Raw genomic sequence first — 11,962 nt, forward strand, 5'->3', positions numbered from 1 at the left:
ACTAGCGGGGTCGATGACTCGGCGACAATTCCCAATATATTGTACCTAATTTATTGGGAGACCTAAATAATTCGGATTAGATGCATTCTCGGGGAAGCTGGCAGGTCCGGCGCGGGCAGGATCATTACCAATTTGAACTTTACAAAATATGACAGTGAAGACAAATTCACGTTTTATTACCAAGTATTAACACAATCACTTATCGCAAAACATTCGCGCCTTTGGCGTCCAGTTGCCGAAGCCGGTAGCCACCATATTTTCAATTACCCGGCAAACATATTGCTTCTGGGACGGGTCGTTGTTGGGTCCCGCGTGATAGCGCGCAACCGCCATGGTCCAACCGCCTTCGCGTGCTCTGAGCTCTTTTAGAAATCGCGCGGCGTAGTCGACATTCGCGGCAGGGTTTAACATTGCCTCTACAGACGGGAATTTGCTGGCGTGAAAATAGTGATTGATCTGCATGCATCCGATGTCGATGAGCTTTGCTCCGCGCGCATGCGCCTCGTTGAATTTGGCCATGGCAGCTGCTGCTGACGGCATAAAAACCGCTTTGCCTTCTATATTCATTGCATAGGGCTGGAGCGAGTCCTTGTGCCCCGTTTCAGTCAAACCTACCGCGTAGAGAATGCCGATAGGAATATCGTACTTCCTCGACGCACGGTGCATTTGCTGCTCGCAGAGGTTTTCCGCCGAGGCAGTCTGCAACGCGAGAAACAGGCTAAACAACCAACCCGCGTGAACGGCCATACCCAATATCCGGCTCGGTTGCCTTTTCCACACGCGCATCGGATCGCATCTCTCCAAAGGGTTCTTGATTGCCGGAACGGTCACCGGGCGAGCCGTCGAACCCGGATTGACCCTGACCGCTGGCTCGCGCGCCGGCCTGATCCTGCGCGGACGGGTTCTGCTGCCCTGTCTGCGTGCTCGAGGCGGCTCCGGAGCGATCAATGACCGAGATGGTGACTGACGAGGCATCATCTGCCACACCCGCCCGCTGCAGCGCCTTGCCAAGCATGTCATGGTCCTTGGCCAGATGTTCTGCCATCGCCGGGTTTTCCGCCATCAATTGGATATGCATCCCGTCAGGCGTCAGACGCATGCGCGCCGTTACCGTTCCAAGTTCGATGGGCTGAAGCTGGATCACCAGCGTTCTGGCGCCGGGCATGCTGCGATCAGAAAGAACCTCGACATCGGTTATCGGCAGGCGGGAGGTTTGTACCGGCACCGAATTATTCGACGCAGCCGCACCGAGTTTTGCCTCCGCCTGAACCGACGGGAGGAGTGCGGGCGTAGCTGCCTCACCAGGCGCGGCGTATTCGACCGGGGCGGCCTTGATGTTCACCTTGGCTTTCGGTGCCTCGGGTGCCTCGGTCGCAGGCGCAACGTCCTGCCCGGCTTGCGAGACTAATTTGCCGGGTTGCTGTCTGTCCTGCAAGGCAGCGGCTACCTGGGTATTCGTGACGGCTTTCAGATCGCTCTTCCCGGGCCTTTTATCGGGCACGGATATCTCGGCCGGTTTTTCGCTTGCCTGATCCGCGTCGACGATTTGCATGGGTTCTATAACGATATCGGCTTTGGATGACGCCCTGGCTTTGGTGACGGATTGTGGCTTTGCGCCATTTTCGTGCTGCTGCCGGTCGAGCAATTGTTCGAAAGCAAGAAGCGCCTGGCCGAAGACACCTTGAGCGGGAGCGCCCGGAACATCCCTGTCCTCCTCATCCAGCTCCGCTGTATCGCGCCATTCCGTCAAGCTCTTGTCCGGCTTTGAATTTTCCTTGTCGAGCTTCAGCTTCGGGCCAACCGCTCTCACCATTGAGCTGAAATCCGAAGATGCATCCTTCTCCGGCTTTTGGTCAGGCATAGCGTCCTTGCCCTTGTCGCGGACAATTGCTTCAAGCATTGTCTTAAGAGGCATCTGAGCTCCCATGGTCATTTCCTCGCCCTCCCGAGCAGCGCGTCAACGGCGTCGAGTTTCTTGCGTGTTTCATCAATCATCGGATCGACGGCATTGACCGGAGCTGCCTTGGCGCTGCCAGGTTCGGCGATTGCAATGGCACTGCCTGCGACCGGCGCTTGCTGCAGTCCATCCATCCCCGCAATTGGTTGTGCAAGAATCTTGTTTGCCATCACGATCGCAGCCTCCAAGAGATTGACGTCACGACCATGCAGACGGTCTCTCGGCAGTTTCGAAAGCATGAACCTGGCGTCGCCGGTCTTGTCGGATCCAACATTGCTGACCGCCAGATAGAGCTTGGCTTGCGTGTCGTCTGTCCTAAGCACAGTTGAAAGGGCGTCAGCCTGTTCCGACGCAAATCGTGCCCGCTGCATATCGCCATCGACGATCGCACCTCGGGCAATGCGCAGGTAGAAAGGCAAGCGGGCACCGGGCCACGCCAAGGAGGCCAACTCTTCGATCTCCGCATTGCTGATCTTATCCTTGATCACCATCAAGGCGTCGACAAGCTGGCGAAAGAAGTCCTCCGAATAGGGGGAAAGGGCGAAGCGCTGAAGATAATTCCGCGCCAATAACCTGACCTTGTCCTTGTCTCCAAGGCGTGCCGCGATCATCAGTCCACGCCGCAGCGCCGCCTCCTCCAGCAGCGTTCCCGGTGCGTTGAGGCGTATATAATCCAGGCGCTTGAGTGCGGTTCCTGCGTCGAGGCCCGCGAGCTGTGTCGCCGTGACCAGATAGATCGATGCAACAAGCTCGATGGGAACATTAGGCGGCAGTTCCTGGAAATTCTCGATAATGCGCAGCGTATCGCCATCGGCATAAGCCAGAGACCCCGCTACGAGTTTGGGATCGACCTGACCGAGATTTGCCGAGGTCAATATGGTGCGAACGACCTCTGGATTGCCGCCATTAAGGAGATAGATGAAAATGGCGTAGACATTTGCCGGTTTCGACCAGACTTCCGGCCTGGCAGCCTGTAGCTGTTCAGCAATATGGCCGAGCACGCGATTGAGCATCGGCAATGCTTCCGGCTTTCCGGACGCCACCTGATCCTGCAGCATGCGCATGGATCGCACCAGCATGTAGGGCTCAGGTGAGGGCATGGCAGCATGCGCCGTTGTCAGCGGCATACTGATCAGGCCGAACAACAACCAGCGGATGGTTTGCCGTGCGATCATCTGGAAGCTGTCTTCAGAAAGATGTCGATGCGCCGGTTCTGGGCAGCGTAAGGATCTGCCGGAATCTTTGGGTCGCGGTCGGCATAGCCTTCAACGCGCAGGATGCGTTTGGCGTTAAGACCACCACGCGTCAGCATATAATAGGCCATATGTGCACGTGCCGATGACAGGCGCCAGTTGTCATAGGTTTCGCTTTTGAACGGTCGCGCATCGGTGTGTCCGCTGATGACCACGTCGCCCTTGCGGGTGGCAATGATCTTGGCGATTTCATCGAGCACCTGCACCACGCGTTTGTCAGGCTTGGCCGATCCTATGGCAAACATGCCATAATCAACCTTGTCGGTGAGCTGGATCATGACGCCATCTTCAGTGGGGACGACCGAAATGTCAGGCGCTTTTTCATCCGAGCTCGCGCCCGTTTTCTTCGAAATCTCCGCTGCAAGTTCACGGGCAGCGTTGATCTCAACCGCGCCGGGCTTTTCGTCTTTCACGACCGCTGCCTTTTCGGCATTCGCCAGCTTGACATCATTGGATGCAGCAGCTTTCGCGTCGGCCAGCGGCTCGCCAGCGGCCATTCGTTTCTCCAGCGCCACCTGCTTTATTTGCCCGTCATCAGAAGCCTCATTCGGCTGTGGCGCTATCGCTTTGTCCTGGGATGGAGGCGACGTTACCGGACTGTCCGTCAGAGGGAAAATCTCATCCTCGACGTGGGTCGACCAGTAGTTGGGATTGAATGGGTCGCGATAGGCGTCTCCGCCCTCGGCACCTGTCGATGGACCGGCACGATTGGAGCCGCCCTCCCCCGCTGCAGAACGGTTTTGCAGAACGCCGGACTCCGTGGCGATCTCGGCAAGCACGGCATACGGATCTTTGAAAATCTGCCGTTCTTCGGTTGCAGGTGGTGATTGAACCTGCTTTTCATTGCGCGCACTTTTGGTCTCGGCATCGGTCGCATCCAGGCTTTCAAAGCGAACCTTGCCCTCCTGGTTGTCGGTTTCCTCAATGCCTTTCGGCCTCGATTGCCGGTCCATCAGTTTGACCGGATTGAAATAGGCGGCAACGGCAGCCTTCGTTTCCTCGTTGGCCGCATTGATGAGCCACATGACAAGGAAGAAGGCCATCATTGCGGTCATAAAATCCGCATAGGCGATTTTCCAGACCCCGCCGTGATGACCCTCTTCATGTTCACGGCCGCGCCGCACAATTATGATTTCACGGTGCGTTTCCGGATCAATGTTCATCGGCGGTATCTCTCAACGCGTCGATGAGGCGGCCAAGCCGCGTCTCGACCACTGCATCATCCAGTTTCATCGACAATTCCGATTGGCCAGATTCCCGGAAGGTGCAACGCATCTGCTCGATCTCCGGTCGCATACGAAGCACGTCGAGAAGATGGGATGGACCGGAAATTTCCATGCTGACAGCGGCGAATTCCTTGGTCATCCGTTCCACCTCATGAGCAAATGCCTCGACGGCGCGTTCACGCAAGCGCTCTTCGACCAAAGGCGTGAGAACGGCAGCGAGCGACCCCGAAAGATCCGATGCAATTGCGCCCAGCCCGTCGCCGATCTGCTCCGCCATGCGCGTGCCGGTTTGTTGCATGAAGAGCACTTCCGCGGCGGCCAGCTGATCCTGGAACTCCCTCTCAAGCCGGATTTTCTCGGCCTCGAACAGCACCGCGGCCTCCGCCTGACCGGATTCGCGCCCCGCAACAAATGCCTCCTTGATCTTCAACTCGTAATCGATGAGTTCAACAACATCCTCCGATGGCTCCTCGATCTTTGCCAATAAGTCGGCTCGTTCCCTGTTCACGGCCGCAAAGACGGTGACGCGCTCCGCTGGCACGTGCTTCGGCGTGAAATCAGTCAGCACACTGGCGACAGAGCGCGCGACCATCAGGCTGCCTCGTGAACCCATTGTTTCAGGATAGCCGCGACCCGTTCTTCATCCATGTCGATCATCTGCTCCAGACGATTTTGCGCAGGCACGCGCATGCGTCGTCTGAGTTCGCTCAGATCATCATAAGGCAGGCTATGTTCCGCACGAACCTGCGCAACGACCGGAACATTAGACGCGGGGGCCAAACCTGGAACCGGAAGGTTCGAACTCGCGGCGAGTTGCAGAGCCTCTGGCGGCTTGTTCATTTCACGCATCAGGGGGCGGACTCCGAACCAGAGCACGAGCCCCACCGCGGCGACAAGCGCGGCGGCGTTGATGAAACTGCCGGCTTGACGGAAGATCATCTCGGCCACCGGCGTTGAAGCAGGCGCCAGCTGTTCGTCTGAAGCCTCCATGAAATTGACCGCAGTCACATTAATCACGTCGCCGCGCTTCTGGTCGAGACCCGCCGCCGTTGCGACAAGTTCGGTGATTTTTGCGATCTGCTGCTCGAGGAATTTGTCGGGAGCCGGCGTCACACCGGCCGTTGCCAGCAGGCGCGCCTGATCGATGACGACTGCGATCGAGAGCCGCTTGATCTGATAACTGTCGCTGGTCGTCGAGACTGTCTTCGAGTTCAACTCGTAATTGGTCAGTTCTTCTCGCTTGTCAGTCTTTTCTGTAGAACTATCACCATTCTTGCTGGCGATTTCTTCCTGCGGAATGTTCTGTTCGACACCCGTTGCATTGTCGCTGGTCGAATTCTTCGAATCGCCGCTCTCGCGCACCACCCGCACCGAACGTTCGACGCGCGATTCCGGATCAAATACCGTCTCGTTGGTCTGGCGGCGATCCGTGTCGAGCGCGACCTGAACGCTGGTCTGGAAATGGCCAACGCCAAGATAGGGCGCAAGGGCCTTGCGGATGCTCTCATCCACCGACGCGGAAACGTTCTGTTCCAGCGTCGCCGACATCACGGCACCCGCATTGGTGCCGTCATCCTTCGAGGCAAGCAGACGGCCATTGGTATCGAGAATGGTGACTTCGGCAGCTGTGAGCTGCGGCACCGCAGCAGCAACGAGCTGGCGGATCGACTGTGCTGATTCGATGGCGAAGTCGCCTTCGGTACGAATGACAACCGAGGCAGATGGCGCCTGATCGCCACGACGGAAGCTCCCCTTTTCCGGCAAGACGATATGAACGCGAGCGGCCTTGATACCGCGAATTGCCTGAATGGTACGGGAAATTTCACCCTCGAGCGCTCGAACCCGGGTGATCTCCTGCATGAACGATGTGAGGCCGAGCGAGCCCATATTGTCGAACAGCTCGTAACCGGCATTGTTGCTGGTGGGAAGACCTTTTTCCGCTAGGTACATGCGTGCCTGATCGGCTTTGCCAAAGGCCACCAGAATGGAGGTGCCGTCCGATTTCACATCGAAGGGAATGCCGGCTTCGCCGAGCGCCATGCCCATGCGGTTAACATCGTCGCGGCTGAGACCGACATACAGCGTCTCGTATTGCGGCCGGTTGAGGTAAAGGCTTGATACAAGAATGGCGCTGAACAGCGTGATGCCAATGATCGCAAGAGCAAGGAGCCGCCTTGCGCCAAGCTTCTGCATCGCCGTGCCGAGCTGCGCAAATGTCTGTCTTATGTTCTTTTCCATCAATTCCCACCACCGTCGCGTGATGGAACCATAGAGCGCGAAGCTTGCGCGAAGTTAGAGCCTCGTGTCGGAACATCGTTGCAAAACAAAAAAGGCCACGCGCGAAGCGTGGCCCAAATCTGAACTAGAAAAATTATCGTTATCAGCCGCGGAACAGCGACAGGATGCTCTGATTGCTGGAGTTGGCAATCGAGAGAGCCTGGATACCCAGCTGCTGCTGAACCTGAAGAGCCGACAAACGTGCGGATTCTGCATTCATGTCGGCGTCGACGAGCTGGCCAACGCCGCGATCGATTGCGTCCATCAGATTGCCGGTGAACGTCTGCTGTGTATCAATGCGAGTCTTGGCAGAGCCAAGGCCGGCGGCAGCAGCCTTCATGGCGTTGACGGCTGTTTCAACGGTTGAGGACGATGTTGCAGCGGTCAGCGCGGCTTCAAGATCATAGGCCGCGACGCTCATCGTTGTTACGCCCGTTCCAGACGTGTAGCCGGTCACGATGTTCTGTGCCGCGCCACCAGTCTCCAACAGGTTTACACCCTGGAATGTTGCGCCCTTCGCCATCTCGACGATCTGGGCCTTCATTTCAGCGATGTCAGCGTCGATAATCGTGCCGTCCGTACCAGGGGTTTCCTTGGCAACGTATTTCGCCTGGATCTTGCTGGCGAGGTCGATGGCGCTGGTCAATGCGGTGTAAGCAGTGTCCACGATCGAAGCGCCGAGACCCAGACCGTCCTTGACGGCCGAAAGAGCGGAATTCTGCGTGCGCATGCCGGTCGCGATTGACCAGTAAGCGGCATTGTCGGAAGCGGTAGAAACGCGCTGGCCGGTGGCGATGCGATCCTGCGTGGTCGCAAGGTTCTTGTTGGTTGTGTTGAGTGTCTGCAGCGCAGTCATTGCTGATGCGTTTGTAAGAATGCTGGTCATAGGATCAAGCCCCTGATGAGATATCTGGATCGGGACATATCGGATTTTACCGATTTGACGGAGCGGCGTGATGCCTATTGTCTTGATGACAACCCGTCATGGCGTGATGAGTACGACATAAGTATTACAGTTTCAATAACACTAAGCGTTAATTTTTTTCTTCTTGGGTTAAGAGCTGAAAGCCGTTCAGGAGAACGAACGGATCAGGCTGCCGACGAGAATATTCCAGCCATCGATGAGCACGAAAAACAGGATCTTGAAGGGGAGCGACAGCACCGTTGGCGGCAGCATCATCATGCCCATCGACATTGTCAGCGTCGCAACGATGAGATCGATTACCAGAAAGGGCAATACGATCAGGAAGCCGATCTCGAAACCGCGGCGCAGTTCAGAGATCATGAAGGCTGGAATGAGGATGCGCATGTCGACGACATCATTGGCCTTGGTGCGAAATGACTCGTCCGCCAGGTCCTCGAAGAGGCGCAGATCCTTGTCGCGCACCTGTCGCAGCATGAACTCGCGAAACGGTGTGGCGATCTCGTTGATAGCCACTTCCTGGGTAATCTGATTGTTGACCAGCGGCTGGACGCCATTTTGCCAGGCTCGATCGAATACAGGCGCCATGACATAGAATGTCATGAACAAGGCAAGGCTGATCATCACCAGATTGGCCGGCGTCGTCTGCAGGCCCAAGCCTGAGCGCAGCATCGAAAAAGCAATGGCGAAGCGGGTAAAGCTGGTCACCATGATCAAGAGGCCCGGTGCGATGGACAGTACCGTCAGCGCCGCCAGCATCTGCATGATCTGGCCGCTGGTCGATGCACTGCCGGGCGGGAGCAAACCCTCGAGCAGCGAGGTTTGCGCCATCGCCGTCCCGGTGAGAACCAGGAGTAATGCTGGCGTCAGAAACCGTCTTTTCATTCCATCACCAGCGCCCAGATATAGACTTTCTCGATCTTGCCCTGGGAGCGTATCACCGCGCGCTCCTGCAGATCAGTCCTCAGATACTCGATGCCTGCGGGACCACGCAGCTGCATCAAATTGACAGTTCTCATGAAAGCCGTGAAATCGCCAGCGACCGTCGCGGCAAGCTCGTCCGAAACTTTCTCACCGGGCCGCGCCACGACGCCGGTTTCGAGCCGGATCCATACGTCCTGCGGTATCTTGATGTTGGTGAGTATGGGTTTCAGCGGAACGACGCTGCCGGTCGGCAATTCCGCCGCGATGGCGGGTTTTTCCCCCTCGGGCTTGGCCTCTTCGGCAAGGCCAAGTTGGCCACCAAGAAACCATCCACCACCCGCTGCGATAAGCGTCAGCACCGCAACGACACCGATCAACGCGCCGATCGAAGGGCCTTTCGGGGCAGATAGAGTATCTTCAGAAGCACTCATTGTCAATCCTAGATCGGCGAGACGGTGTCGAGGATCTGCTGACCCCAAGGCGGCTGTTGCACCTCGCTCTGGCGTCCGCGTCCACCATAGAAGATCCGCGCCTCGGCAATCTTGTCGTACGGAATTCTGTTCAGATTGGTGATGTCTCGGGGACGGACCACGCCCGCCACATTAAGAACCCGCAACTCGTTGTTGACACCGATTTCCTGTGAGCCCCGGATAACCATGTTTCCGTTCGGCAGAATTGCGGTGACGATCGCCGCGACCTGGAGATTGATCTTTTCCGACCGGTCGATCTTGCCTTCGCCCTTGGAGCGGCTATCCGAATTCAGGTCGAGATTGCCGCTGATATCGCTCGGTGACACTCCGCTGCCGCCTATGTCAGCGGACAATCCATAGCCGGAGGATGCTACACGCGACCGGTCAGACTTGTTGTCCAGCTTTGCCTTGTCATCAATGGTGATGTCGACGGTCAGCACGTCACCGGGATTGGTTGCCCGCGGATCACGGAAGAAACTTGCCTGACTGTCCCGCCAGAGCGAATATTTTTGTGGCCGCGGTTGTGACGGGTAGTAAGCCGGGTCAGTAACATTGAAGCCTTGGCCAACGCCTGTGCCCACTGGCGACATTTCGGGCGCGCGATTGAAGTCGCGTAAATTGTTCGCGCAGCCTGCAAGAGTGAAAATACCGACAAGAGCGATCGATTGGGCCGCTTTTTTCATTGGGCGGTTCTTTCTGCTGCTGGAACAATGCGTGACCCGACGATGACCCGGGCAAGCTTCGATGATTTTTCCGCAGGCATTTCATTTAAAATGACGCTGGAGACGCGTGGATTGAGTTTGAGAAGAAGTGCGGCGGCGGCCTCGTCGCCAAGCAGCGCCATCTGCGCTGCCGCTGCGTCCGGCCGCATCTTGGAGATGATGCCGACAAGGGAATCCTCGGCCTTGTCGATAAACGCGTCGCGTCGCTTCAGCCAGACTTCATATTCCTTGCGCCTGGCGTCGAGCTGCTCGATACGGCTGTCTATATCCGCGCGAAGCTGTGCCAATTCGCGTGTCTGCATGGCATAGCGTTCATCGGCCGCCTTGTCGCTGATGTTGGTGCAATAGCGGTCAATCTCTTGACCGCTCTCTTGCTTGACCGCCGGTTCCTGCGAAATACCATAGGTAACAGGCAGCAACAGAGCCGAACTGAAGACGAGTGCAGCAATGCTCGATCTGATCGATTTCTTCATGCCCGATATCATAGTCATTGGACCACCAGCTCCGCATGCAAAGCGCCCGCCGTCTTGATACCCTGCAGGATCGCGATAATTCCCTGTGGTTTGACGCCGATCTGGTTCAACCCTTTGACGAGACTTTCGAGATCGGTACCACCGAGAATCCCGAGCTTCGACGTCTGGGTTGCATCAATGGCCGTGTTCGGCTCAACTGCCGTCACGCCATCGGAGAAAGGCTCGGGCTGGACGATCGTCGGTGTCTCGGTGACGCGCACCGACAAACTGCCATGGCTGATTGCGACACGCGAAATGCGCACTTTCTCACCGATCACCACCGTGCCGGTCCGCTCATCGACGACAACGCGCGCGACCTCATCGGTCACGACCGGCAGTCCCTCGATCTCGGCAAGGAACCGTGTTGCGGAAATATTCTTGGGCCTGCGCAGGCGGATCGTCTTTGAGTCGCGTTCTTTGGCAACCGGCTGGTTGTAGCGCCGCTTGGCAAAGGCATTGATCGTATCGGTAATGCGTACAGCTGTCGTGAAGTCCGGCTCGCGCAATTCAACCACAAGTTCGTCCTGGCCGAAATTGCCCGTCACTTCCTTTTCGACGAGCGCGCCGTTCGGAATACGGCCACTGGTCGGAACACCTTGGGTCAAGGTTTCGGCCTGTCCTGAAGCCACGAACCCGGAGACAACCATATTGCCCTGTGCAACTGCATAGGTCTGGCCATCGGCCGCCGCCAGCGGCGTCATCACCAGTGTTCCGCCGGCAAGCGATGTTGCGTCACCGAGGGAGGAAACCGTAACATCGATGCGCGAGCCCCGCCCGGCAAAGGGTGGCAGGTTGGCGGTGATGATAACCGCCGCGACATTTTTTACGCGCGAGGCGCCCGGAGGTGGGCTGATGCCGAGATTGTCGAGCATTGCGCGCAAGGATTGTTCGGTGAAGGGTGCACTGCGCAGGCTGTCGCCCGTCCCGTTCAAACCTATGACAAGACCATAGCCGACGAGCTGATTTTCGCGCACACCCTGAATGTTGGCGATATCCTTCAAGCGGGCAATCGCCCCGCCTTCCCCCAAAGGCGACGCGGCACCGCCCCAGTGCCCATCATCGCCTCTTTGCAGTGCGGCCTGCGCTTCAGCCTTTCGCCATGCAGCCTTGGCTTCGCCAGGTGTGCCATATAGTTTGGCATTCGGCGACGGCTCAGCGGCCTTCACGACCACAGTACCTGCCAGTATCCCCACGAGGAGAGCGGCTGTTAAACGCATCATTGCATGCCGACCTGGATACTGCCGTCGGCCAACACCGTGCCGGAGACGATAATGCCACTGTCCATATTACGTACCTTGATGAAGTCGCCCGCGTGTCCGGCTTCCATCGGCGAGCCTTTGGCGGTGATGACCAATGTGCCCGTGCTGTACACCAGAGCGACCGGAACACCGCGCTCGACCAGATCAGGCTCATTCAATGCATTGACCAGAATTGGCTGTCCGGGCAGCAGAGTCCGACGCGCCACCTTGCCGACAAGCTGTTGCGAAGACAGGACATATTGGCCCGCCGCACTTGCTCTGATAGTGAAGTATTTTTCGTGAAGTCCTGAACCGCCGATTATCTCGCCCGGGTAGATAATCTGCGAGGGAACGAGAAACGCTATGCGGTCGGCACAGGCGGCAAACGCAAACGGCCAAACGCAGCCGGCCAAGGCCACTATGCGAATGATATTTTTGGCCGAGTAAGTTGCCACCTTCAT

13 protein-coding genes are annotated in these 11,962 nt (G+C 57.4%); all 13 read right to left on the bottom strand.

What is annotated here, in order from left to right:
• Positions 1 to 195 precede the first annotated feature (195 nt).
• Positions 196 to 747: a transglycosylase SLT domain-containing protein gene (locus tag PHA01_RS06335; RefSeq protein WP_271894425.1), complete on the bottom strand. Its 552-nt coding sequence runs from the start codon at positions 745 to 747 to the stop codon at positions 196 to 198.
• Complete coding sequence (locus tag PHA01_RS06340) at positions 719 to 1,915, bottom strand: flagellar hook-length control protein FliK (RefSeq protein ID WP_271894085.1); 1,197 nt, start codon at positions 1,913 to 1,915, stop codon at positions 719 to 721. The genes PHA01_RS06335 and PHA01_RS06340 overlap by 29 nt, the downstream gene beginning before the upstream one ends.
• 14 nt (positions 1,916 to 1,929) lie before the next feature.
• Positions 1,930 to 3,132, bottom strand: coding sequence for a chemotaxis protein MotC (locus PHA01_RS06345; protein ID WP_271894086.1), 1,203 nt, complete (start codon positions 3,130 to 3,132; stop codon positions 1,930 to 1,932).
• Positions 3,129 to 4,373, bottom strand: coding sequence for a MotB family protein (locus PHA01_RS06350; protein ID WP_271894087.1), 1,245 nt, complete (start codon positions 4,371 to 4,373; stop codon positions 3,129 to 3,131). Before PHA01_RS06350 ends, PHA01_RS06345 begins: the two co-directional genes overlap by 4 nt.
• Complete coding sequence (locus PHA01_RS06355; protein WP_271894088.1) at positions 4,363 to 5,028, bottom strand: hypothetical protein; 666 nt, start codon at positions 5,026 to 5,028, stop codon at positions 4,363 to 4,365. The genes PHA01_RS06350 and PHA01_RS06355 overlap by 11 nt, the downstream gene beginning before the upstream one ends.
• Complete coding sequence (fliF, locus tag PHA01_RS06360) at positions 5,028 to 6,674, bottom strand: flagellar basal-body MS-ring/collar protein FliF (protein ID WP_271894089.1); 1,647 nt, start codon at positions 6,672 to 6,674, stop codon at positions 5,028 to 5,030. The genes PHA01_RS06355 and fliF overlap by 1 nt, the downstream gene beginning before the upstream one ends.
• A 142-nt stretch (positions 6,675 to 6,816) precedes the next feature.
• Positions 6,817 to 7,599 carry a flagellin N-terminal helical domain-containing protein gene (locus tag PHA01_RS06365; RefSeq protein WP_224510264.1) on the bottom strand — a complete coding sequence of 261 codons (783 nt, stop codon included), beginning with the start codon at positions 7,597 to 7,599 and terminating at the stop codon, positions 6,817 to 6,819.
• Between the two features lie 186 nt (positions 7,600 to 7,785).
• Positions 7,786 to 8,520 (bottom strand): flagellar type III secretion system pore protein FliP, encoded by a 735-nt coding sequence (gene fliP / locus PHA01_RS06370; protein WP_271894090.1) that lies wholly within the window; start codon positions 8,518 to 8,520, stop codon positions 7,786 to 7,788.
• Positions 8,517 to 8,990: a flagellar basal body-associated FliL family protein gene (locus PHA01_RS06375; RefSeq protein ID WP_271894091.1), complete on the bottom strand. Its 474-nt coding sequence runs from the start codon at positions 8,988 to 8,990 to the stop codon at positions 8,517 to 8,519. The genes fliP and PHA01_RS06375 overlap by 4 nt, the downstream gene beginning before the upstream one ends.
• Positions 8,991 to 8,998: 8 nt before the next feature.
• On the bottom strand, positions 8,999 to 9,712 hold the full coding sequence (gene flgH, locus PHA01_RS06380) for a flagellar basal body L-ring protein FlgH (RefSeq protein WP_271894092.1): 714 nt from the start codon (positions 9,710 to 9,712) through the stop codon (positions 8,999 to 9,001).
• On the bottom strand, positions 9,709 to 10,242 hold the full coding sequence (locus PHA01_RS06385; RefSeq protein ID WP_334311998.1) for a MotE family protein: 534 nt from the start codon (positions 10,240 to 10,242) through the stop codon (positions 9,709 to 9,711). The genes flgH and PHA01_RS06385 overlap by 4 nt, the downstream gene beginning before the upstream one ends.
• Positions 10,239 to 11,480, bottom strand: coding sequence for a flagellar basal body P-ring protein FlgI (locus PHA01_RS06390; protein WP_271894427.1), 1,242 nt, complete (start codon positions 11,478 to 11,480; stop codon positions 10,239 to 10,241). The genes PHA01_RS06385 and PHA01_RS06390 overlap by 4 nt, the downstream gene beginning before the upstream one ends.
• Complete coding sequence (gene flgA, locus PHA01_RS06395) at positions 11,480 to 11,962, bottom strand: flagellar basal body P-ring formation chaperone FlgA (RefSeq protein ID WP_334311999.1); 483 nt, start codon at positions 11,960 to 11,962, stop codon at positions 11,480 to 11,482. Before flgA ends, PHA01_RS06390 begins: the two co-directional genes overlap by 1 nt.

This window comes from Candidatus Phyllobacterium onerii, assembly GCF_028331445.1.
Taxonomy (GTDB): domain Bacteria; phylum Pseudomonadota; class Alphaproteobacteria; order Rhizobiales; family Rhizobiaceae; genus Phyllobacterium; species Phyllobacterium onerii.

What these genes read in the sequence shown, in the direction of transcription:
- PHA01_RS06335 (WP_271894425.1), bottom strand. Translation starts at nt 747, where the DNA reads ATGGCCGTTCACGCGGGTTGGTTGTTTAGCCTGTTTCTCGCGTTGCAG.
- PHA01_RS06340 (WP_271894085.1), bottom strand. Translation starts at nt 1,915, where the DNA reads ATGCCTCTTAAGACAATGCTTGAAGCAATTGTCCGCGACAAGGGCAAG.
- PHA01_RS06345 (WP_271894086.1), bottom strand. Translation starts at nt 3,132, where the DNA reads ATGATCGCACGGCAAACCATCCGCTGGTTGTTGTTCGGCCTGATCAGT.
- PHA01_RS06350 (WP_271894087.1), bottom strand. Translation starts at nt 4,373, where the DNA reads ATGAACATTGATCCGGAAACGCACCGTGAAATCATAATTGTGCGGCGC.
- PHA01_RS06355 (WP_271894088.1), bottom strand. Translation starts at nt 5,028, where the DNA reads ATGGTCGCGCGCTCTGTCGCCAGTGTGCTGACTGATTTCACGCCGAAG.
- fliF (WP_271894089.1), bottom strand. Translation starts at nt 6,674, where the DNA reads ATGGAAAAGAACATAAGACAGACATTTGCGCAGCTCGGCACGGCGATG.
- PHA01_RS06365 (WP_224510264.1), bottom strand. Translation starts at nt 7,599, where the DNA reads ATGACCAGCATTCTTACAAACGCATCAGCAATGACTGCGCTGCAGACA.
- fliP (WP_271894090.1), bottom strand. Translation starts at nt 8,520, where the DNA reads ATGAAAAGACGGTTTCTGACGCCAGCATTACTCCTGGTTCTCACCGGG.
- PHA01_RS06375 (WP_271894091.1), bottom strand. Translation starts at nt 8,990, where the DNA reads ATGAGTGCTTCTGAAGATACTCTATCTGCCCCGAAAGGCCCTTCGATC.
- flgH (WP_271894092.1), bottom strand. Translation starts at nt 9,712, where the DNA reads ATGAAAAAAGCGGCCCAATCGATCGCTCTTGTCGGTATTTTCACTCTT.
- PHA01_RS06385 (WP_334311998.1), bottom strand. Translation starts at nt 10,242, where the DNA reads ATGACTATGATATCGGGCATGAAGAAATCGATCAGATCGAGCATTGCT.
- PHA01_RS06390 (WP_271894427.1), bottom strand. Translation starts at nt 11,480, where the DNA reads ATGCGTTTAACAGCCGCTCTCCTCGTGGGGATACTGGCAGGTACTGTG.
- flgA (WP_334311999.1), bottom strand. Translation starts at nt 11,962, where the DNA reads ATGAAGGTGGCAACTTACTCGGCCAAAAATATCATTCGCATAGTGGCC.